Genomic DNA, 23,887 nt, shown 5'->3' on the forward strand with positions numbered 1-23,887 from the left:
TCCCCCATGGGAATGGAACTGCCCGCCGAACTCCGCAACCTGTTCTCGGTCCTGACGGGTTCGGAGTGGCCCACCGCCGACGAGACGCGGCTGTGGGAGCTCGCCCAGGTCTACGGCACCACCGCTGACCATTTGGAGGTCGAGCTCCCCCAGCTCGTCATCCGGATCAAGAACAAGGTGCGGGAGAACTTCGACGCCACGGCGGCGGACTTCTTCGACCAGTCGGTGGACGAGTTCACGGCGGGGCAGAACAACTACCTCGGTGAGGGGACGAAGGTCGCCCGGGGTCTCCAGGAGTACGTCCACAACGCGGGCACACAGGTGCAGTACGCGAAGTGGATGATCATCGGTCAGCTCGTCCAGCTGGCAGTGGAGATCGCCTGGGCGATCGCCATGGCGCCCTACACCTTCGGCGCCTCCCTGGCCAAGATCCCGATCTTCCAGGCGATCGCCCGCACCGTCATCGGGCGGGTCATGTTCCGGCTGCTCTCCACGCTGCTCCAGCAGATGGCCATCAGCCAGTTCTTCGCCCTCACGCTGGACGCGCTGATCCAGCGCATCCAGATCGACCAGGGCAACCGCGACGGGTGGGACCACAAGCTCACCGAGGACGCGGCAAAGGGCGCCATGCTGGACGGCCTGTTCGGCACCGCCGCCGTCTTCGGCGGCAGCGCGCTGTCCAATCAGTTCAACAAGCTGCTCGGCAACACCACCGGGCCGTCCATCACCAAACAGCTCGACGACAACTTCCCCACGGGCAGCGTCGGCGGCGGCCCCGGCGGACTGCCCGATGGCATCGGCGGCGTGATGGGCCGTAACAGCGAAGAGCTGTTGCGGCCGTACGGCATGGACAACCGGCCCGGGTGGAACCGCCCGATCGACGGCGAACGCTTCCGCACTGACATGGGAGACCAGTTCGCCAACTCCCTGGGCGGCTCGATGGGCAAGGACCAGGCACGCGACTTCGGTGAGCGCTACGCCGACGCCTTCACCCGGAACTGGGGCAGGGACGGACTCAACGACGCCCTGAACGACGTCGTGAGCAAGTACGGGCGGGGCCTGGACCCCAACATGCGCGACTTCCTGACCACGGGGGTACCCACCGGGGTGCGCGACGGGCTCTCCGACGTCGGCTCCCACTGGAAGAACTTCCTGTCGCAGCTCGGCGGCCAGGGCATCGCCAACGCCGCCCAGGGCACTCTCAGCGAGGGTTTCTTCAACTTGCTCTTCAGCGACCAGAAGACCTTCACCGTCACCTGGCTGTCCGGGGTCTCCGGACTCGTCTCCGGTATGGTTCAGCAGAGTCTCACGACGGGCGGACTGCTGCTGCTCGACCACCTCAAGAACGCCGGTCTGCCCCCGGGCGTCCCTCCGCCCACCCCACAGCCCGGCCCTTCCGACGACGGTGTCAACGACAACCGCAGCGTCGGTGGTGATGTCGGCGGTTCCCCGGACGGGAACGGGAACGTCAGCACGTCGGATTCCGGATCCTCTTCGGGCGACTCCGCGTCGGACACGTCCTCCTCGAACGGCTCCTCCTCGTCAGGGGAGGGCGATCGCTCGCGCGGACAGGGCAACGACTCGACCAACGAGCCCACACGGGGCTCGAACCCACCGCCTCCCCCACCACCCCAGCAGGTCACCACCGAGTCCTCCGACACGAACGGTCGGTCCGAGAGCGGTTCCTCCCTGCCCGAGACACCGACCAACGAGAATGACGCCTCGAACGGGACGCCCACGACGCAGGACTCCTTCGGGCAGGGTTCCGAACGGCCCGTCAATCCCTCGAACGAGAACGGGAGCGGCAACGACTCCGACCACCTGAACCGGGGTGGACCGGAGAACACGTCCGTGGAGGACGACGGGGCCGGGGACGGGCCCGTCCCCGGTGGTCAGGACCAGAACACCGGGGGCCAGGACCGCTCCCCCGAGGAGACCGGTGACGGCCAGGGCCCGGCGGTGGTGGACGGGCCCGAGACGACGCCCGGGAACCAGGACGGGGCCGAGAACCAGCCTGCCCTGGAGACGCCGCACCAGGAGCGGCCGCCGGTCCAGGGGAACCCTGACCAGAACCAGCCTGTCCAGGGGAACCCTGACCAGAACCAGCCTGTCCAGGGGAACCCTGACCAGAACCAGCCTGTCCAGGGGAACCCTGACCAGAACCCGCCCGTGCAGGCGAGCCCTGACCAGAACCCGCCCGTGCAGGAGGCCCCGCCCCAGGGGTCCCCGAACCCGAACCCTCCCGTCCAGGGGAGCGCTGACCAGAGCTCGCCGGTTCGGGAGTCTCCGGTGCAGGGTGAGCCCTCCGGTGACGGTGTCGTGCGGGACGGGGGTGGTTCCGTGCAGGAGAGCGGTGGGAACTCCCCGGTTCGGGAGACGCCGGTCGGGGAGCAGCCGCCCGTTCAGGCGGGTCCGGACCCGAATTCCCCTGTCCAGGAGTCTCCTGTGCGGGATGAGTCCTCTGGCGATGGTGTGGTGCGGGACGGGGGTGGTCCCGTGCAGGAGAGCGGTGGGAACTCCCCGGTTCGGGATCAGCCGAACCAGGAGCAGCCCGTTCAGGAGAGTCCCGACCAGAACCCGCCTGTCCAGGAGGCCCCGTCCCAGGGGTCCCCGAACCCGAACTCTCCTGTCCAGGGGAGCGCTGACCAGAGCTCGCCGGTGCGGAACCCGCCTGTGCAGGGCGATTCCTCCGGTGACGGTGTGGTGCGTGACGGGGATGGCCCCGTGCGTGAGAACACCGTTGAGGACACCCCCGTCCGGGACCAGCCGACCCAGGAGCCCCCGGCTCAGAATCAGCCGGTCCAGGACGCTCCGAACCAGGGTGAGCAGGTTCAGGAGACCCCGAATCAGAACTCCCCGGTGCAGGGTGAGTCCTCTGGTGACGGTGTGGTGCGGGAGACCGGTGGTCCTGAACGCGAGAACGGGCCTGAGGACACCCCTGTCCGGGAGACCCCGAACCCGGGGGAGTCGGACCAGAGCCCTCCGGTTCGGGAGACCCCGAACGAGGAGTCGGGCACCGACGGATCGGTCCGACCGATCGACAACCAGGACCAGTCCTCCGACCAGAGCCCCCCGGCTCAGGGGACTGCGGACGACACCAGCACCAACGGGCAGCCCTCGCCCGGGTCGACCCCGAACGCGACCGGGCAGGGTTCGAGCGACGGCAACACGAACACCCACCGCCCGAACGGACGCGAGGGCGACTCCGAGACCGCCCCGGACAACGAGTCCGGACCCAACGACACCCGCACCACCCAGGACGACACCGGCTCCGACGTCCGGTCTCCCGGAGACGAGCGCTCCGGTGAGCAGGACCCCGGTGCGACCGTGCACCAGAACGGCGAGCAGCAGGGCCCGCTGAACGAGGACGGCTCCCAGGGCTCCACGCGCGACGAGGACGGTTCCGGCTCGCCCGTCCGCCAGGACGACGGATCGAACGAGGCGACCGCGCGACCCGACGGCACCCCCGTGCCCGTCGTGATGGCCCCGCCGCTCAACCCCGCCGCGCAGGGTGGCCAGGAGTCCACGGGGGACGGGCGCCGCAACCAGACCAACACCCCACCGGTGTCCCGCCCGCGCCCGAATCCCGACGACCCGGCCCCCGTCTCCGACCGGACGCGTCCGCCCACGGACTGGCAGGACACGCGCGACAGCGTCGAACCCACGCGGGTGGGCGGCAACCGCGACCGCTCAGGTGTCGACACCGACGGTGTCGAGATCCTGCACGGGTCCACCAAGGACAACCCGATCACCTCGGTCGCGGAACGCGGCTTCGACATCCGTCGCGTGCCCCTGCCGGATCCCGGACCCGACGGGCCGACGCACGTCACCGAACTCACGGTCCGGATCAACTTCGACACCGGTCCCGGTGTCAGCCGCGGAGACGCGAACACGGCCCAGCGGATCTTCCTGGACCGGCTGAACGACGTCGTGAACGAGCGCTACCGTCTGCCGGACAGCGGGGACCAGCTCCATGTCCGTGTGGAGTCGGTCGGTCCCGACGGTCGACCGCACTCCAACGTGTCCTGGGTCCGCGACAACCCGGACCTGCCCGGGCGCAGCGACACCGCCAACTGGCGCATGGATGACGGCCCCGACGTCTGGCTGCACGAGATCCTGCACCAGATCGGCCTCAACGACGAGTCCCAGGACCGTTCCCAGGACGGGTCCGGCCGTCCCCGTGCCGTGCTCCGTGACTCACCGGACTCCACCGCCGTCCACGAGGCAGGCGGCTACATGGACTCTCCCGGCGGGCGCGACAACCGGCCCCCGCAGATCCTCAACCACTACCTGGAGCAGATCGAGACCCAGGCGAACGGGGCGTCGCGCTACGACCCGCCCACCCGCGTGGGAGACCTTCCCGACTCCGTGCACCGGGACCTGTCCCAGGTGCTCGACCCCGACGGGAACCGCGACCACTCCGACAACGTGGCCCTGTTCGGTGCCGCGTACGACAACCGTGTACGCGGTCGCGACGACGACCAGGTCCGCGCCGATCTCCCGCCCCGGCTGCGGGAGGATTTCGACCGTACGGTCCAGGAGTGGACCACTGACGGGCGTTGGGACCAGGCCCTCGACACCGCACGCGACGCGGGCATGGACGCGCCGTTGTCGCAGATGCCGAGCGGACCCACGCCGGTGACCACGCAAGGCGGCGGAGACCACCGGGCCGCGTCACCCTTCTACAACCCGTTCAAGTCCAAGAGCGGGAACAAAGACGGCAACAGCGGAGGCAGTGGCCGCAGCAACGGGGGGAGCAGTCGGAACAACGGAGGCAGCAGCCGAGACGGCGGAGGCAGCAGCCGCGACGGCGGAGGCAGCGGACGGAACCGCCGAAGGCCCGAGAGCCACCGGATGCAGGACCTCACCAACCAGCGGGACAACGAAGGTGACCGTGGGGACCGTCGTCGGCCTCGTCGGCCCAGGGTCACCGACGACGGGGGCGAGGGATCCTCCCGTGCACCGCGCGGGAACAACCCGACCACCACGGGCGAGACGCCCCCGCCACCGCCACGGGTCCAGGACGGGACAGTGGCGCCCACCGACACCCAGCAACAGGTCGACGGCGACGACACGCGCCAGGACCCGCCGCAGATCGTGGTCACGCAGACCGACCTGACGCCGCCGGACCCGCCGCCCGTGACCAGGCCGGTCACGCAGGAGACGACGGCGGTGCTCGACGCTCTCGCCGACGTCGGTCCCAACGTGGACTACGGCGGATACCCCGGCATGCGGATGAACCCCGACGCCGACGTGGACGGGTTGGAGCAGCGTCTGCTCGGCCAGATCACGCAGCACGGCGTGGAGCCGCACGGCCGGGCCTTCGCGGAGGCCATCGAGCGCATCAGCGGAGGCCGCACTGTTCCTGGTGAGGCGATCGACGTCCCCGTGCACGTTCCCAACCCCAACCGGGACGGCGACGGTAACGGCCAAAATCCTCCGCCCCCGCGAGGGAACGTGCGGTTGACGGTGGACCGCACGTGGCGCGACATCACGGACTCCCCCGACCACCGCGTCAACGCCGGGGACGCGACCGAGAACCGTGCCAAGACGGTGGGCAGCGGATCCCAGCAGAGCCGCAAGAGCGTCAACGTGGCGGCTCCCGTAACCATCATCGGCAAGGCCCTCGCCAAGCCGGCGTTGATCACCACCCGTTTGAAGGGGTCGTTCGCGGTCCGACAGCGCGGCACCGAGTACCAGACCAGCTCGGAACGCCGACACAAGAGCAAGGTCGACGTGGACGGGGACGGCCCCGCGCACTTCGCCGGCGATCTCGTCGTGAACGCGACCCTGGACGTCACGCCGTTGCCGCAGCCGCCCAGACCGGCCGGGGGGCAACAGGATACGGGCGGGCAGCAGCACACGGGTGGGCAGCGGCAACCGGGCGGACAACAGCAGCGGCCCGCCGGACAGCAGGGCACTGGCGTGCAGCAGCCCGCCGGACAGCAGGGCACTGGCGTGCAGCAGCCCGCCGGACAGCAGGGCACCGGCGTGCAGCAGCCCGCCGGGCTGCCGGTCCGGGCCAGCTTCTCCGACCGCTTGAACGACGCGTTCGACTTGGTCCTGGCGGGTCATCTGAGTGACAACAACGGTGACGGGGGCACCACCACCGACCGTGCGCCCCAACAGTTCCGCACCGACGATCCGGCTTCACGCGACGGTGACGGGGACGGGATCCCGATCCGCGCCCCGCGGTTCTCACACACACTGGCCGTCGTCGACAGCACACTGCCCGACAGGTTCCCGGTCGACATGCGGACGCTGCGTGACCACCTGGGACGCGCGGACGACGGGGAGGTACTGCGGTTCCCCTACCAGGACGACGCCGGGAACGCGCAGTTCGTCGAGATCAGCGGCGGCCCCGTCAACTACACGAGGATCGGGCCGGAGCTGAAGGACTCGTCCTTCTCCGACACCAACAAGTCGTCCGGCAACGCGCAGTTCAGTGCGGGGCGCACCAACAAGCAGGAGATCCGAGCAGGCATCGGATTCATCGGCACCATCATCCCCGCTGTGGGGGCGGCGCTTCGGGCCGGTACCGAGGTGGGTGGTGGAGTCAAGGGCGCACAGAAGCACACGCGCAGCATCGAATACGGCAGCGAGCGCGTGTTCGGGCCCGGCACCAAGGGTGACTCCGCCATCTACGAGGTGGAACGCATCTACCGGGTCACGACCACCGAGCAGCAGCCCACCCCGCCCAGGGATACGGGGAACACCGGAAACACGGGTAGTACCGGGGAGAACAACACCGGTAACAACGACACGGGCAACACCGGTAACAACAACCAGGAGCGCGGTGGTCGCTCGTCCAAGCCCCAGCCCCAGCCACGAGTGCTGGAGGGAATCCTGGACCTGGTCACCCTCGACCAGGTCTCGACATCCGACGCCGTCTCCCTGGCTGCGGGTGGCAACAACCGCGGCACACAGACTCCCCCGGCCGCGCCCACCACCCCCGGTCTCCAGAACGACCGCGTGCAGCACCTGGGTGAGGCGGCTCCGGTGCGGGCCGAGTGGGGCGACGGGCGTCTGAGGGACGGCAACGGCGACTCGCCCATGACCGTCGCGGCCAAGCTCATCCACCAGCAGGTCTTCAACCTTCACCCCGAACTGGTCAACGACCCCTCCGGGGCCCCCGGAGACCGTCGAGGATTCTTGGGGAGTGTGTGGCAGGGGCCGGACCTTCGCGCACAGAACACCTTGGAGATCTACGAGAAGGCCGGGAGGGCGATCGCCGAGTCCGATGGCCTGACAACCGGGGGCATCGACATCATCCTGCGTACCGGCGGTCTGGGCAACGCGCTGACGCCCGCCCCTGGGAAGCTCCGCGACGTGCTCAGTGTCTTCCTGCCGTCGGTACGCACCGACGACCGGGACGGCGCCGACTTCCTCACCGTTCGGCTGGACGGGCAATTCGGCGATGCCCGGTTCGAGGGCACGCGAGGCGGCGGCTCCCTGAGTTCAGCGCTCAGCGCCTCGACCGCCCAGGGGTCCGGCGAACAGAACTCGATCGCCTACGGCGCGGAGGCCACGGCCATGATCCAGGCCCGGTTCGGGGCGACGGCCGGCGGTCTGCCCAAGGGCGTCCTCGAAGTGGGTGCCGGATACACCTACGAGCACGAGAACGCGAAGCCGTTCTCCGGCACCCGCAAGGGCGGGGTCGAAGCCTCCTCCAGCGCCAAGGGTGACCTGGAGACCTGGTCCTACGCGCTCGACCTTCGGGCCTCGATCGGGAGCCACGCGCCCATCTCCGTCACCCCGCAGGGCTCGGGCCCCGACGCCCAGCGCCCCCGTGTCGTGGTGGAGGGCCCCAGGACGACACCGGTGCCGGGCGAACTCGACAGTCCCGGCCCGAACACCGACCGCTCGGCTGACCAGAGAGCAGCCCGCGACGCCGCCCAACGGGCGCTCGATCAGGCCCGACGGCACCATGAGGCGGCTACCGCTGCCGAGACCGCGCGAGACGGTCTGAAAGCTCTCGCCGACGCCCTCACGAACAACCAGAACACGCTGGACGCCGCCGAGAAGACGCTGAAGACCAGGAACGAGACACTCGCTCAGGACCAGGAGGTCCTCACGCAGAAGAATCTTGAGCTGTCCCAGGTACAGCAGGCGGTTCAGGACCGCTTGGATGCTGCTCACGCCCAGCAGGCGGCGGCTGATCGCAACGCGAACGCCGTCCAGCGGATGTGGGACTACGTCAAGGCGCTCCAAGAGGCGACCGGCGCCGAGACACCAACGGTGCCTGCAGCATCCGACCTCATCACGCCGTTGGGTACGCCCACGCCCGAGACGACGAATCTGTCCACCGCCAACCGCCTCTGGGAAGCGGCTGTCGCCAACTGGGACAGCACTGTCGAGACCAGAGAGGACGCCCGCGGGGCGCTGGAGGACGCTGAGGCGGCTTACAACAAGGCCACACAACCGACTCCCTCGGACGCCAGCGATCCGGCTCGTACCCCGCCGCGGCCGGAGACGCCCCAGGCCATCAGCGAGAAGCGTGAAGGGGCCCTGAGAGCCGTCCGGGAGGCGGGTGACCTCGACACCAGCGCCGATCAGCTGGACAAGAAGGCCGACAAGTCCGAGGGGGAGATCGGCAAGAAGCCCATCGAGTCCGCGGGGGAGAGCGGCACGAAGCCCGTCGAGTCTGCCAGGGACCCGAAGAACGTGGCCCGCTTGACCAAGCAGACCCCCTCCGAGCTGAGTGCGGAAGTCACCCGGGCAGAGACACAGGTGGACAATTCCCAGACCCTGGTGAACGAGGCTCAGGAGGCCGTGCAAACCGCCACGGAGGCCCGGGACGCATCGACGAACGCCCGAGACGCTCTTCCCGCCAGCGAGCGCGAGCTCACCGAGGCGCGCAATACTGAGCGGCGCACGCACGGCGACGCCGCCACGGCACGCGGGCTGGGGGAGGACCACCGGTTCGCCGTGGAGCGTGACGCGCGTCTGCGCCCACCGAACCCGACGAACAACCCCCCCGCGGCACCGGTTCAGGGGGACCAGGGCAATCAGCAGGCCCAGGGGAACAACCAGGCCCAGGGTGACAACCAGACTCAAGGCAACAATCAGACCCAGGGTGACAACCAGGCCCAAGGCAACCAGCAGAACCAGGATGGTCGGGCTGCCGACAACCGGCACGGAACGCCACGTCCTCGGCCGGACCTCGATCTCGACAGCTTGCCGCATGCGCCCAAGCACTCCGAGTCTCCCGGCCTGTGGGACAACCTCGTGGACTCCGTGAGGTCCGCTCCCGGCTTCACAGCCGCCTCCCGCTCGGGCGAGGCCGTCATGGGCACCTGGCGCGTCCTCAGCTCGCCCCAGGCCCTGGCCGCCCACTCGATGGACGTGCATGACGGTGGCCTCCAGCTCCAGGGCCAGTTCGAGGACTCCTGGACCAAACGCGCCGATCTCTCGCTCAACATCAACGCCGAGCGTGTGTCGGTGCACACGTCGGGAGTGCTGCTCGACAGCGAAGTCGGCCTCACCTTCAAGGCCGACTCAGACAGGGTCGTGGGCACGAGCGAGAGCTCCTCGCACAATGTGACGATCGGCCTCAAGGGAGAAGCGTCCCCCAACCAGGGCGACCCCAGGTACAACCGCGTGCGTGGCACCCTGGGTTTCATCCCCTTCGCCACGAAGCAGACGCAGACGCAGGGCGACTCCACCTCGTTCGGCGAGGAGAACAAGATCTCCCTGCCCGGCAGCACCGTGAACGTGAGGACCGTCGACCGGTACAGCGTGGACACAACGATTCGCACCCGCTGGGCAACCGTTGCCACGCTGCCGTTCAGTACCACCACCGATGGGCACGGCAACGTCGTGACGAGGCCCGCCGGAGGTGACGACACCGGTGACCGCAACCGCCCCGCTGACAATCGGACGCAGGGCGACGACGACCGCACCCCGGATACCCGGACCCAGGACGGCCGGACGCAGGGCGACGACGACCGCACCCCGGATACCCGGACCCAGGACGGCCGGACGCAGGGCGACGACAACCGCACCCCGAACACCCAGAACCGTCCGGGGGACGAACAGAACCAGGACGGGAACGACCGCGACCGCCCACAGGGCGAGCAGGTCCAGGAGCAGGTCACGCCCACGCACCACGACGCGAACGGTCACACCGACTCGCGTTACCGCGTCCTCGACCTCGCCCAGAATGCGGCCCTGCCGGGCACCGCCGGTCTCGACACCGCATTGACGAACGCCCGCTCGGTGCCCAACGACATCGGGGTCATCCCCGGACGGGAGGGTTCCGGGTACGCCCTCAACAACATCGACTCCCGCGCTGCCCTGGACAGCATCAACCGGGAGGTGCGCGCGAACGGTTTCGAGTTGACCGACCAGAGCCAGCGCGACATCAGGGCCGCCCTGTCCCCGACCAACACCAGGGGCCTCAACCTCAGGTACCAGACCGGAGGCCTGGTCCTGGGTGTCAAGTTCCGCCACGATTTCATGGGTGAACAGCGTTTCAGCGAGGGAGGGTGGCTGCTGCTCAAGCTGGGGCCCAACGGCGCACCCGTCTTCGGTCCGGTCGAGTCGGGGATGTCCTCGGAGCGTTCCGTCTCGCAGTCCACCGAACACAACGCCTCCGAGGGCGAGCAGAAGAAGCACGGTGTGACCGCCGGCCTGGACGGCTTGGTCAACCCGGTCCCACCCAGCGGAATCGACAGCAGCGGGGCCGCCACCTTCCCGAATGACCGGTACCAGTCCTTCGTCCCGTCCACGGGCACCGGTGCGGAGAGCGGGACCACCAAGGCACACCTGACCTCGGACACCACCACGGAGTCGGAGACCCGAACGGTCAAGGCCCCCGGAGTCACCGGTGCCACGCCGACAAGGCTCGACTTCACCCTGTCGGTGGACGACGGCAGAGTCTTCTCCTCGCACGCCGACGTGGGGACCCGAACCGAGGTGTACCAGGCGGGGACCTTCCAGCCCACGCCCCCCGCCCCGACACCCGTCACCTCCCAGCCGTTCGCACCGCCCGCCACCGGGCCGAACAACGTCCAGGCCATCTCCAACGACTGGTTCGGCGGCCTCGGGCGCCCGCAGACCAACCTGCCTCCGGTCGAGGCGGTCGGACGCGGCCCGATCGCGGACGCCGCGGTGATCGCCCAGGCACGGGCCCTGGGCTGGCAGCCCGACGCCAACGGACGGAACGTCTCCAACGCCGTCGACCACCTGCACCAGGGGCGTCCCGGATCGCGCGCGCCCATGCTCGGCGCCGCCATCGACCAGCAGGTGCTGACCACGTTGTTCGACTCCTCGTCAACGGGCGACGGCGCGACCCTGGTGGGCCTGGACAAGCAGGGGCCCTTCGCCGTGCCCGGCCTGGAGACGAAGTTGTTCACCCAGGTCGATCCCGACGGCGCCCGTATCGTCGGGGCGGTCGGGGACCTGGGGACCGGCACGGAGAGCCAGGACACGCACCGCGACGAGGACTCCGTCGCCCACGCCGGATCCACCGCGCTCAACACCGGGCTGGACCTCTCGGGTATGAAGGGCGTGGACCAGCCCGCCTCCGGCTTCGACGAGAACCTGGCACTCCTCGGCGGCGGCGCCAACACTGCCGGAGCGAAGAGCTCCGCGGGGGGCGGCAACAAGCAGTCGGCGTCCACCGTGCACACCCACGCCGAAGCCCCCGAGAAGGGGCCCGGGTACCTGGTGCGCTTCCCCATCGATGTACTGGTCGTCGCGCAGGACACCAAGTCGGGTGCCCCACCGAAGGCGGAGAGCACCACCTCAACGGTCGACGTCTGGCTGAGCCTGGACCAGGTCCGTCAGATCGCCACCGGCGTGAGTGCCGAATCCATCGCCGCGTGGGACACTGTCGCGGAGCATCAGACCGCCGCCGCCGACACCGAGAAGGCGCTCGGCACGGCGCTCGACAACGAGCTGGGGCTGGACCGGTCGGACGACTCCCGTGCGCACGCCCGGGAAGCCACCGACCTGCTCGCACTCGGACCGGAGATGAACCCGAGGTCATGGTCGGAGCAGACCGTGGACGGCGTCCAGGCGATCCGTGAGTACCTCGGCTCGGGAGCCGACGACCACGGATGGAACCGTCCGGCTGACGTGACCGCGGCGCAGCACCGCGCCGCCCTGGACGGACTGGACTCGCTCCGGGACGACGCCGGGACTCCCCGGGACCTGTCAGAGGAGATGGTGGTGGCCCTGCGCGAGCTGGTCGAGCGCCGCCACGCGCTCCACGAAGCCCTGCACGCACATCGGACCTCCCTGGACTCCTTCTTCGAGGCCCTGCGGGACGCCTTCCGGCCGCCCGCTCCGCCACCCCCGCCGCCACCAGCGCCCAACACCACGGGCGTCAACCCGGTGATGCAGGCGAACTTCATGACCGCCCTCAACCCGACCTGACGGGCCCACAGACCATCCCCACCAGTGCCGCTTTTCGCGGCCGCCCCCGATACGCCGGAGGACCTTCCGGTTTCCGAAAGGAAGAACGAAGAATGACCGACAACACCGAGGCACCGCGCGGTCCCCACCGCACGGGGCCCGTGCTGAGCTCGACGGGGGAGGTGCCCCAGGCCACGGCCCGGGACGCCATCGGGGCCCCGTCCGAGCGCGGCCCAGGCCAGACCGCGCCGCACCCCGCTCCAACCCCCGCCCCCGTACCGGCCGCGGCCACCTCCGAAGCGGTCGAGGCCAAGGCCGACACCGAACGCGGCCGCAACGCACTGCTCGCGGCGCTGGCGCTGCGCGGCGGCGCCGCCCGGAACGCCGAGGGCACTGAGAAGGCCGAAGAGCGCTACCGCCCGGGTCGTCCGACCCTCGCGGTCGCGGCCATCGCCGGTCTGATGCTCGTCGCCGCCCCGTTCGGCCTCTCCGCGGCCAAGGAACACCAGGCCGGTGCGCCGCTCCAGACCGACCTCGCCTCCGGCAGCTTCGCGGACCCGTCCAGTGCCTCCGCGTCCGCCTCCGCCTCGGGGACGGGCGTCCAGGGATACGTGCCCGAGGTGCAGCCGAACGCCCCCGTCCTCCCCGGTGCGGACACCGGGGCGGACCCCGGTGCCGTCCCGGACCCGGCCTCGGCCGGTGCGGGCGCCCCCGGGGGATCGGGCGGCGGAGGCCTGCCCGAACGCCCCGTGGACCCCTCGTCCGGTGGTCCTGCGGGCGCCCCGGTCGCGGGAGTGACCGAGGATGACGACGAGGACGGCGGCGAGCGCGGCGGCGACGGCACCGGCGGGGGCGGCGACGGCGTCGGCGAACCCCAGGGCGTGACCGTCGAGAAGGGCTCGCTGCTGGAGACCCTGCTCACCGAGCGCAACAGCAAGGGCGAGGAGGACACGGAGAAGTCCGAGGAGCCCGAGTCCGGCAAGGGCAAGGGGTCCGAAGAGGACACTGAGGACGACTCCAAGGGCGACGGCTCCAAGGCCGACACCGAGGGCGACGACACCGAGGGCGACGCGTCCGATGGTGCGGGGTCCGAGCCGCTCAGCGCCCAGACCGGGCAGAGCCTGGAGCCGCTCAGCGAGGGTGTCGAGGCGGAGGAGCAGCGTTCCACGTCCGCTCCCGAGCCCCGGTCCGCCGAGGAAGTGGAGCCCCAGTCGGCTCCCGAGCCGGAACCCGAGCCGGAACCCGAGCCCGAGCCGGAGCCCGAACCCGAACCCGAGCCGTTCCGCGCGGTCGCCGGTCCCGGCTGCGACTCCGAGGGGACCCGCTACCAGATCCACGGTGACGGCGTCTGGCGCTCGGGGCCCGCGGGCTACGACGGGGCCGGATGTGACGACGGCTACGATGTCATGGCCGTGAGCGGCGACCCCGACGGTGGCAACACCTCCGCGGAGTGGACGTTCTGGCCCGGCGGCGCCGGTTCGACCTGCACGGTCAAGATCCTCGTGCAGAACGGCCCCGACCCGCTGTGGGCGAACGGCGTCCCCACCCACTACGAGCTGTTCGACGGCGAGAACGCCGGCGGTTCCTTCCGCGGCGGTTTCGAGGTCACCCAGCCCGACGACGGCCGTTACTGGGCCCTGACCGAGCTCCAGGACGTCGGGGACTCGTTCACGCTGCGCGCACGCAACAGGGGCCCCATCCCCGAAGGCGGCGAGGCCCCGCAGCTCCCGCTGTCGGTGGTCGAGGCCGAGTGCCGCTGACGGGAGAGTAGCCGCCGGTAACCCCGTACCGGCAGTTGGACAAGCCCGCGGGCCTCACCGGCCCGCGGGCACAGAAAGGAAGACGACAGGCGATGAACCGTCACGTGCGCGCGGTCGACCCCACCGGCGGAGCCGAGTTCCGCACCATCGGCGAAGCCCTCGCCGGCGCCAGTGACGGCGCCGTACTGTCACTGGCCCCCGGACGCTACGACGAACAACTCGTGCTCTCACGCGTGGTGACGCTGATGGCGGCCGAGGGCCCCGGAACCGTCGAGATCCTCTGCTCCTCGGGCACCGCCGTCACCTCGGTGGCCGAGGCGGTCAAACTCACCGGCCTCGTCCTGCGCGGCCGCGACTCGGAAGCCCCGGTCGTGGACGCCGCCGCCGGTCAGGTCGAACTCGCCGACTGCGAGGTGGAGGGGGCCGCCTGGGCGGCCGTCCTCGCCCGGGGCGAGGGAGCCCTGGCGCTCCGGGGCTGCACCGTGCGGTGCAGCGCGGGGGCGGGCATCGTCGTCACCTCCCCCCAGACCAGCGTCATCGAGGACTGCGTCATCGAGGACGTCGGCACCAGCGGTGTCGTCATCAACGACAAGGGTGCCCCCGAGGTACGCCGGTGCACCATCCGCGACGCGGGCGCCAACGGCGTCTACGCGGCGGGCAGCGGCGCCGGGCACATCAGCGACTGCACGGTATCGGGAACGGCCAAGGCCGCCGTGGTGGTCGACGAGCACGCGGCCACGGGCCTGAGCGACCTGCGCGTGAGCGGGGTCGCCGACGACGGCGTCGTGATCTCGACCCGGTCCCCCGTGACGGTCAGCGACCTCGTCGTCGAGAAGGCGGCGGGCCGCGGCCTGGTCCTGCGCGCCGGGACCGACCCCCGCGTGGAGCGGGTCCGCGTCACCGGCAGCGGCGGCGTGGGCATCCTGGCCGAGGACAAAGCAAGAGGACACCTCCGGGACTGCGAGGTCCGGGACGCGGGCGCGGAGGGTGTCAGCGTCACCGGCCGTTCCTCCACCACCTTCAGCGGTCTGACCGTGCACGGCACGGAGGCCGCCGGAATCCACGTCACCGAGGACTCCACCGCCGAGTTCGACCGCGTCAACGTGGGACGCACGGCGGGGCCCGGTGTCGAGATCCTCTCCGGGGCGGCGCCCTTCCTCCGCAACGGCACCGTCACCGGATCCCGGAGCCACGGCGTGCGCTGGGAGGGCGGCGGCGGACGCGTGGAGGACTTCGAGGTCACCCGCTCGCGCCGGACCGGCGTGTACGCGGCGGCCGGAGCGCGCGCCTCCCTGAGCGGGGTGCGGGTCATCGGCGCCCGCGAGAACGGGCTCGCCGCCACCGGCGGCGCCGTGCTCGACCTGCGCGACAGCGAGGCCTCCGAGTGCGGCGGCGACGGCGTTGCCGCGCACTCCGAGGGGGAGATCACCGCGCTGCGCGTGCGCTCGCACGAGAACACCCGCAACGGCGTCCTGGTGGCGGCGGGCGCCCGCGCCGTGCTGCGCTCCTGCGAACTGGTCGGCAACGGCGGCGACGGGGTCCTCGTCGGCAGCAGCGAGGACGTCGTCCTCGAGGGCTGCACCGTGCGCGCGAACGCCCGGGCCGGACTGCGCCAGACCGTCGCCGGAGGAAACGTCCAGGCCAACTCGCTGGTCAGCGAGGGCAACAACGCGGAGGACCTGTACGGGCCCGACGCCGTCGCCGAGACCACGCCGGGAACGTCCTCCGAGGACGAGGAGGACGACGACGAGGAGCGCGGCCCGCTGGCCGAACTCCAGGCCCTCATCGGCCTGGAGAGCGTCAAGGACGAGGTCACGACCCTCATCAACCGCAACAAGATGGCCCGGCACCGGGCCGAGATGGGCCTGCCCTCTCCACCCGTCGCCCGGCACCTGGTCTTCGCCGGTCCTCCCGGAACCGGTAAGACGACCGTGGCCCGGCTCTACGGAAGGGTCCTGGCCGACCTCGACGTGCTGCGCTACGGGCACGTCGTCGAGGCCGCCCGCGCGGACCTGGTCGGCCAGTACGTCGGCGCCACCGCCATCAAGACCACCGAGGTGTTTGAGAAGGCCCGGGGCGGGGTGCTGTTCGTCGACGAGGCGTACACGCTCTCCTCCGAGGACAACGGCGGTTTCGGCCAGGAGGCCATCGACACCCTGGTCAAGCTGATGGAGGACCACCGCGACGAGGTGGTCGTCATCGTCGCCGGATACGCGGCCGAGATGGACGGCTTCCTGTCCTCGAACCCCGGTCTGGCCTCGCGTTTCGCTCGAACCGTCACGTTCCCCAACTACCAGGCCGAGGAGCTGGTGAGCATCGTCGAGCGCCTCGGCGCCGTCCACCAGTACACGCTCTCGCCGGACCTGCGCCCGCTGCTGCTCCAGCACTTCGAGGCACTGCCCAAGGGGCCCGCGTTCGGCAACGGCCGCGAGGCCCGCAAGGTCTTCGAGGAGATGGTGGACCGCCAGGCGCACAGACTGGGCGAGGACCCGCCCGCAGACCCCGCCGAACTCACCGTGCTCAACTCCGACGACCTCGGCGCCGTCGCCGCGCAGTCGGGCGGGCCCGGCGGGGACGACGTCGCGGGCCTGCGCGCCCAGCTCGACGCGCTGACCGGTCTGTCCGAGGTCAAGTCCACCGTCAACGACCTCGTCAACGTGCTGGTCGCCGCCGAGCGGCGGCGGGCGATCGGCATGCCGGCGCCCAGCCTCAGCCACCACCTGGTCTTCGCGGGCCCGCCCGGTACCGGTAAGACGACCGTGGCCCGGCTCTACGGCCAGCTGCTGCGCGCCCTGGGCGTGCTCCCCACCGGCCACACGGTGGAGGCGGCCCGCGCGGACCTGGTCGGGCGCTACATCGGTCACACCGCGCAGCTCACCCTGGAGACCTTCGAGAAGGCGCGCGGCGGCGTGCTGTTCATCGACGAGGCCTACACCCTCACCCCGTCCGGGGCCGCCAACGGCGACTTCGGTCAGGAGGCCGTGGACACCCTGGTCAAGCTCATGGAGGACCACCGGGACGAGGTGGTCGTGATCGTCGCCGGGTACAACGCGGAGATGCAGCGCTTCCTCGACTCCAACCCGGGTCTGGCCTCGCGTTTCTCCCACAACGTGCGGTTCGAGGACTACTCCGACGAGGAACTGGTCACCATCGTGGGGCGTATGGCCGCCGACAGCGGGTTCACCGTCCCGGAGGAGACCGTGGCCGCGCTCGGTCAGCACTTCTCCGGGGTGCCGCGCACGGAGTCCTTCGGCAACGCCCGCTACGCGCGGCAGGTCCTGGAGCGCATGATCACCCGCCAGGCGGGACGCACCATCGCCCTGGCCGACCCCACCCGCGACGACCTGACCCTGCTCACCCCGGCCGACGTGCCGTGACGCGAGGTGGTGCCCATCCGGCCGGTGCACGACCGGCCCGGGTGGGCACCACCGTCCTCCGGTGGTCCGCCACCGCCCTCAACGGACGCCTGCGGCACGGTGTCCCCGCGTGACCGCCCGGCTGCCTCTCTCCGCACCGATGAGGCTCGGACAGCCAACGCCGGGGCGGGGCCCCGCTGTGCGACACCGTGCCCGCGTGGCGGCGCGCGGGAGGGGCAGTCTCGCTCCACGGCCCGCGAGCGATCGCCGGGCGGCCGCTCGCATCGATGACGGCTCCGCCGCCCGGCGAGAGCATCCAGAAGCCACGCCCTAGGCGCGCACCAGCTCCACGACGCTGACCCCGAGGCCCGGGACGACGCGGTTCAGCCGCAGACCGGAGCGCTCGGCCACCTCGGCGAACTCGGACCGGGTCCGCTGCTTGCCGTCGCAGTGGACCAGCATGCTGAGGTCCATGAACTTCGCCGTCCGCGCGGGTCCGGGCCGCTCAGGGACCAGCACCTCCGCGAGCAGGACCCGGCCCTCGGCGGTCATGGCCGTGCGGCAGTGGGTGAGGATTCGGACGGTGTCGGCGTCGTTCCAGTTGTGGATGACGCTGGCGAGCAGGTAGGTGTCGCCTCCGGCGGGCACGGAATCGAGGAAGCTCCCGGACGCGACACGGCAGCGCTCGGCCACCCCCTCGCGTCCCAGCGCGGGTTCGAGCTGGGAGACCACTTCGGGCCGGTCGTAGAGCACCCCCCGAAGATGCGGGTTGGCCGCCAGGATCAGGGACAGGAGCCGCCCCCGGCCGCCCCCGACGTCGATCAGGCACTCGCTGTCGCCGAAGTCGTACTCGTCCACCAGGGAACGGGTGAGCTGCGAGGAGATGTCGGTCATGCCCTGGTCGAACACCGAGGCGGACCGGGGGTTGGCGCGCATGTAGTCCCAGACGGGGACGCCGTGGACGGCCTCGAACACCGGACCGCCCACGCGCACCGCGTCGGCGAGGTGGGCCATGGTGGAGCGCTCCGCCGGGCTGCCCAGCCAACGGGCGAACCCCCGCATGGAGTCGGGCGCGTCCGAGCGCAGGGCGCGGCCGAGTTCGGTGAGCGCGTAGTTGCGCCCCGGCAGTTCCTCGACGACGCCCAGGTCGGCGCAGGCGCGCAGCAACCGGTGGAGGGCGTCGGCGTCGGCTTCGACCAGCTTCGCGATCTCGTCGACGGGTGTCGGGTCCCCGGACATCACGTCGGCGACACCCAGTTCGGCGGCGGCGCTGACGGCGGCCGCCACCCAGCTGGACGTGATCAGCTCGAAGAGGTGCACGGCTGGACCGCTGAGCGGCGTCGGACCGCCGTGCGCCAGGGAGAGGGGAGGAGTGGACACAGGTGTCTGGGACCTTTCGACGACTGCCCTCGACCTGTGGTCGGCCGGGGGGCGCAACGGCCTCCAAAAGGCCAGTCGACACGCTATATTACTCCCTGGATTTTAACCAATACAGAGAGTGGGTATGGCTGTGGCGGCCGAAGAACCGGGGTCCTCCGCCGAGAGCCGGGCCTCACAGGCGCTCCACGTCCTGAACACGAGGACGGTCGTCCGCTCCTTCAGTGACAGACCCGTGGAGGACGACCTCCTGACCCCCCTCCTGGACGCCATGCTCGCGGCCCCCTCCGCCTCGAACAAGCAGGCGTGGGCCTTCGTCACCGTTCGCCGCCCGCGCACCCTGAAGCTGGTCCACGCCTTCTCGCCCGGCATCATCGAGCGCCCTCCCTTGGTCGTGGCGGCCTGCTTCGACCGCTCCCGCGCGGTGGGCGGCGGCGCCTGGGACGAGGGCATGCTCTGCGTGGCGATGGCCGTGCAGAACCTGCTGCTCGCGGCGCACGCCCTCGGGCTCGGGGCCTGCCCCTCCGCCAGTTTCCGCAAGGGCCCGGTGAGCAGGTTCCTCGGGCTTCCGGACCATCTCCTGCCATTGCTCCTGGTGTCGATCGGGCACCCGGACCGAACCCCCGAGGCCGCGCCGAGGCGCGGCCGGAACGAGGTGATCAGCCATGAGTGCTGGGGTGAATGACGACCGCGTCGGTGAGGAACTGGTCCTGCTCGCGGCCTACCTGCTCAGCAGCGGGAGGGGGCTGCTGGAGGAACCAGCCGCGTACGGGCCCCTCCGCTGCCTGGACGCCGCCCGCCGCGTCCTCTCCCTGCGGTCCCGGATCGGGGTTCCCGACAGCCCGGAACTCACCGACCTGCGTGCGCGCATGGACGACGTCATGTGCGGGGCGATGGCCGACCGGGAGCTGGACGTCCTGCTCGACGACCTGTGTGACCGGCTCGCCGCAGCCCTGGAGGAGCCCGGTGCCGTTTCAGCCTGAGACAACGCTGCCCGTCGAGGAGCCCGGCCCGGGCCGGGAGGTCCGGCCGCCGGCGGGGGAGGTGTTCGACGCGAGCTGCTTCACCCCGGCCTGCCAACGCCTGTTGGAGCGCGGCGACCACGCGCTCATCGGGGTCAGCGCCGGGAACAGCTACTTCAGCCAGCAGCGGCTCACCCAGCTCCTGACCTGGACGGGCTGGCGGTTCGCCGCAGTGGACCTGCTCTACACGGACCTGCACCTCGACACCATGTATCTGGCGTCGGGAGACGACGAGGCGCAGGCCGCGAGGCGGACCACCCGCGCGCTGCGGGACGTGCGGCGCCGTGTGCGGCGCGCGATGGAGGCGGCCCCCCGCGTACCCGCGAGGGTCCGGGCCCTGGCCCTGTCGGAGACGGTCGACCTGCCGGGGTACCGGTCGGCCCTGGACCGGATCGACCGGGAGCTCGCCGAGAACCCGAGGATGCGGCGAGCGTGCGAGGAGCACGTCCGGCAGATCGTCGGCGGTGGGCCCGGGGCGCCGGAGGCCCGCTTCGCGGCGGGGTTGTCCTACCTGCGCGCCGAACTGCCCTACCTGCTCAGCACCCCCGAGGTACTGGGAGTGCCCTCGTCGGTGTGCTGCTACCACGAACTGCTGCCGCTCCTGGTCGAGCTGGAGGGGGACACGTCCTGCCTCCAACCCGGCCAGGGGCACCTCGTCCTGAGGCCGAGGTAGACCAACGGGGCGGGGGAGACCCCGCCCCACGGGTCAGGCGGGGCGCACGTCCATCACCGACTCCCCGTCCGGCACCCGGTGCACCGAGTGCAGGGCCAGTCCGACCTCCGCGAAGAGCTCCTCGTACTCCTCCGACGAACGCGGCGCCGCCCCATAGAGCACGAACATGCTCAGGCCGATGGCCTCGACGAACGCCCCAGGGCGGTCTCGCTCGGGGAGGTGACCCACGATCAGCAGCCGCGACTCCGCCGTCATCGCCGCGCGGACGTTGGCCAGGATGCGGACCGCGTCCCGATCGGACCAGTTCTGCATCACCCGGGCCATGACGTAGACGTCCGCCCCCTCGGGAACCCCCTCGAAGAAGCTGCCGCCCACCACCGAACACCGGTCGGCGACCCCCTCCTCACGCAGCAGCCGGGGGGCGCCGGCCACCACCTCCGGGAGGTCGAAGAGGACCCCCGTCGCCTCGGGACGGGCCCGCAGGACGGCGGCGAGCGTGGCGCCCTCCCCGCCGCCGAGGTCCACCACGGTCCCGGCACCGGCGAGGTCGGCCGCGTCCAGCAGGGTCCCGGCGGGTGTGGAGGCGTTCATCGCCCGGTTGAACACCTCCGCCGCGTCCCGGTTCTCACCCAGGTAGTCGAAGAGGTGGCTGCCGGTGTGGATCTCGAACGCCGTGCGGCCCGAGCCCACCGAATCGCCCAGCCTCGTCCACGCCTGGAAGAGGTCCCCGTAGGTGCACATGCGGAAGAGGTCGCGCAGGCCCAGGGGGTCGTCGGCGCGCAGGTGGTTCCCGGCGGGGCTGAGCGCGAACACCCCGGGCGCGGTCTGTGCCAGGAGTTCCGTCGCCGTCACCGCCCGCAGGACGACGAGCAGGCGCTCCTCGGGTACACCGACCTCCCGTGCCAGGTCGGCGACCGGGCGGGGCCCGTCCGCCAGCGCCTCCACGACGCCCAGTTCGACCACCGCCGAGACCGCGTGGATCAGCATGGCCGAGGACACGAGCCCCGACAGGGGCGCCTCCGTCCTCTCCGGCGGGATGGCGGCCCCGTCCACTCGCCCCACGTCGACCAGCACACCGTCTCCCTCGCGCACCGCGGCCCCGCCCCTCGTCCGAATGTCAGTCACAGGAAGTGACGATGCCAGGTGGCGGGGGTGTCCCGTGGGGTTTTCGGGGAGCGGCGCCGGGCCGCACCCCTCTGCCTCCGTTCGCCGCCCGTGGCGTCCGGGTCGCCGTCACGGATCTCCACGACCCCCGAGCGGATCGACGTGCTCGCGCTGGCCAGGCGGGAACTCACCGGGTCGGGGCCGGGTCACCCCGCCCCGACCGGTACGGCCCCGTGGGCCCGACCGCCTAGCCGGTCGGCATCACGTTGATGAGCTTCTTGTTGACGAACTCCTGGATGCCCGCGGCGGAGAGCTCCTCCCCGTAGCCGGACCTCTTGGTGCCGCCGAAGGGCAGGGACGGCCGGGTCCAGGTCGGGTGGTTCACGAAGACCATGCCGGTGTCGATGCGCCGGGCGATCTCCGCCCCGCGGGCGATGTCCTCGGTGAACACCGATCCGCCCAGTCCGAACGTGGAGTCGTTGGCGATCCGTACCGCGTCCTCCTCGTCCTCCGCTCGGAAGAAGAGGGCGACGGGGCCGAAGAACTCCTTGTCGTAGACCGGGTTGTCCCTGGTGAGGCCGGTGATGATCCTCGGCTGCGCGAACGCGCCCTCCTCGGGCACGGGATCGCCCGGGGTGACCACCGTCGCGCCGTGCTCCTCGGCCTCGTCCACGAGTTCCTGGAGGTCGTCCGCGGCGCTCTGCGACGAGAGCGGTGGCAGGGTCGTCGCGGAGTCGAACGGGTCGCCCGCCCTCAACCGCGCGAAACCCTCGGAGAACCGACGCAGGAACTCGTCCGCCACCTCCTCGACGACGATGATCCGCTTCGCGGCGACACAGCTCTGCCCGGCGTTGTTGAGCCGACCCCAGAGCGCGCGCTCGACGCTGACGTCGAGGTCGGCGTCGCCCAGCACGATGAGGGCGTCGCTCCCCCCGAGCTCCAGGGTGCTCTTCTTCAGCTCCTCGCCCGCCTGGGCCGCGACGCTGGCGCCCGCCCCCTCGCTGCCGGTGAGGGCGACGCCGCGCACGCGCGGGTCCCGGATCGCCCGGGTGACCTGGTCCTTGTTGGCGTAGACGTTGGTGTAGGCGCCCTCGGGCGCTCCGGCCTCCCTGAACAGCGACTCGAAGGCCGCCGCCGACTGCGGGACGATCGAGGCGTGCTTGACCATCACGACGTTCCCGGCCATGAGGTTGGGAGCGGCGAACCGCGCCAGCTGGTAGTAGGGGAAGTTCCAGGGCTGCACACCGAACAGCACCCCGATCGGGTCGCTGACGACCACGGCCTCCCCCGCCTGCGGGTCCTCGGTCGCCACCCTCTCGGGGGCGAGGAACTCCTCCGCGTTGTCGGCGTAGTAGTCCAGGATCGAGGCGGCGAGGTCGACCTCGCCGCGGCTCTCCCCGAAGAGCTTTCCCATCTCCAGAGTGAGGAGCCGGGCGAAGTCGTCGGGTCGATCACGAAGGATCTGGGCGGCGCGCTTCACCACCTGCGCGCGCTCGTCGAAGGACCTCGTGCGCCACGACTCGAAGGTGGCCTGGGCGGTGCCGATGGCACGGTCCAGCTCCTCGTCCCCGATCTCGGCGAAGGTCGCCAGGGTCTCGTTCGTGTAGGGGTTCGTGGTCGCGTAGGCCATGGTGTTCCCTCCGTCCGGGCCCCGGCCAGCGGGGGCCGGGCCTTCGAGGAGCGCGCCGCGCTCCGCACGGGTTCGGTCTCGTAGGGACCCTGCTCGTTCGAAGGGGAGTCCGAAACATGCCTTTTGTGGCTTTGTGGTGGTTTTGCGGTTCGGCTCGCCGTCGAAAGCCGAGCTCAGGCCAGCTCGGGTTTGCCGAACATGACGGCGTACCCGGCGGGCAGGTGGCTCAGCAACTGGTTGAGTTCGCCGCCCGACACCGCCTTGGCCACGGTGCTGAGCACCGCGCCGGAGTCCTGCTGGGCGGTCAGGGGCCGGGCCCCGGTCTCCTCGGCCACGCGGCTGTGGAACTCCTCGACACCGAACGGCTCCGCCTCCAGCTGGTCCTCGGGCCGGAGGGCCTCGTCCAGCGGTTCCGGGATCTGCGCGGCCAGGTGGTCCAGGCTGGTCCCGGGCAACCGCTGCGCCAGGACCGAGAACACCGCGCGCGTCACCTGCTCGGCCTCGCGCTGGTCCTCGTACTCTCCCGCGTCACGGACCTCCGCCAGGAACTCGTCGTAGCGCATCCTTCCTCCTCGTCGAACGACGTCGGGTGCCTTGGGGAGGAG

At 71.0% G+C, this 23,887-nt stretch carries 10 protein-coding genes; 6 read left to right on the plus strand and 4 right to left on the minus strand.

Annotated elements, in window-relative coordinates; translation table 11 throughout:
- Positions 1–6: 6 nt before the first annotated feature.
- The 3 genes from BDW27_RS18460 to BDW27_RS18470 all read left to right on the plus strand — a co-directional run bounded on the left by BDW27_RS18460 (position 7) and on the right by BDW27_RS18470 (position 17,497).
- Positions 7–12,381 carry a hypothetical protein gene (locus BDW27_RS18460; RefSeq protein ID WP_233515807.1) on the plus strand — a complete coding sequence of 4,125 codons (12,375 nt, stop codon included), beginning with the start codon at positions 7–9 and terminating at the stop codon, positions 12,379–12,381.
- Positions 12,382–12,473: 92 nt separating this feature from the next.
- Positions 12,474–14,120: a hypothetical protein gene (locus BDW27_RS18465; RefSeq protein WP_110050577.1), complete on the plus strand. Its 1,647-nt coding sequence runs from the start codon at positions 12,474–12,476 to the stop codon at positions 14,118–14,120.
- A 92-nt stretch (positions 14,121–14,212) separates the two neighbouring features.
- Complete coding sequence (locus tag BDW27_RS18470) at positions 14,213–17,497, plus strand: right-handed parallel beta-helix repeat-containing protein (protein WP_110050579.1); 3,285 nt, start codon at positions 14,213–14,215, stop codon at positions 17,495–17,497.
- 309 nt (positions 17,498–17,806) lie between these two features.
- On the opposite strand, the gene BDW27_RS18475 is transcribed toward BDW27_RS18470, so the two are convergent.
- The gene (locus BDW27_RS18475) at positions 17,807–18,856 is read right to left on the minus strand and encodes an acetylserotonin O-methyltransferase (protein ID WP_233515808.1); all 1,050 of its coding nucleotides are present in this window, start codon (positions 18,854–18,856) and stop codon (positions 17,807–17,809) included.
- A 124-nt stretch (positions 18,857–18,980) separates the two neighbouring features.
- Here BDW27_RS18475 and BDW27_RS18480 point away from each other — a divergent pair, with 124 nt between their 5' ends.
- Genes BDW27_RS18480 through BDW27_RS18490 form a run of 3 tightly spaced genes read left to right on the plus strand, consistent with a single transcriptional unit; the run spans position 18,981 to position 20,548 of the window.
- Positions 18,981–19,538 carry a nitroreductase family protein gene (locus BDW27_RS18480; protein ID WP_017544373.1) on the plus strand — a complete coding sequence of 186 codons (558 nt, stop codon included), beginning with the start codon at positions 18,981–18,983 and terminating at the stop codon, positions 19,536–19,538.
- Complete coding sequence (locus tag BDW27_RS18485; protein ID WP_026129216.1) at positions 19,519–19,836, plus strand: DUF6092 family protein; 318 nt, start codon at positions 19,519–19,521, stop codon at positions 19,834–19,836. The genes BDW27_RS18480 and BDW27_RS18485 overlap by 20 nt, the downstream gene beginning before the upstream one ends.
- Positions 19,820–20,548, plus strand: coding sequence for a tRNA-dependent cyclodipeptide synthase (locus BDW27_RS18490; RefSeq protein WP_233515809.1), 729 nt, complete (start codon positions 19,820–19,822; stop codon positions 20,546–20,548). Before BDW27_RS18485 ends, BDW27_RS18490 begins: the two co-directional genes overlap by 17 nt.
- 33 nt (positions 20,549–20,581) lie before the next feature.
- Here the strand turns inward: BDW27_RS18490 and BDW27_RS18495 are convergent, their stop codons facing one another.
- The 3 genes from BDW27_RS18495 to BDW27_RS18505 form a co-directional block, all read right to left on the minus strand.
- On the minus strand, positions 20,582–21,640 hold the full coding sequence (locus BDW27_RS18495) for a methyltransferase (protein WP_370446533.1): 1,059 nt from the start codon (positions 21,638–21,640) through the stop codon (positions 20,582–20,584).
- A 259-nt stretch (positions 21,641–21,899) separates the two neighbouring features.
- Positions 21,900–23,282: an NAD-dependent succinate-semialdehyde dehydrogenase gene (locus BDW27_RS18500; protein ID WP_110050581.1), complete on the minus strand. Its 1,383-nt coding sequence runs from the start codon at positions 23,280–23,282 to the stop codon at positions 21,900–21,902.
- A 173-nt stretch (positions 23,283–23,455) separates the two neighbouring features.
- The gene (locus BDW27_RS18505; protein ID WP_110050583.1) at positions 23,456–23,845 is read right to left on the minus strand and encodes a DUF2267 domain-containing protein; all 390 of its coding nucleotides are present in this window, start codon (positions 23,843–23,845) and stop codon (positions 23,456–23,458) included.
- Positions 23,846–23,887: the final 42 nt, after the last annotated feature.

Source organism: Nocardiopsis sp. L17-MgMaSL7 (genome assembly GCF_003182025.1).
Taxonomy (GTDB): domain Bacteria; phylum Actinomycetota; class Actinomycetes; order Streptosporangiales; family Streptosporangiaceae; genus Nocardiopsis; species Nocardiopsis prasina.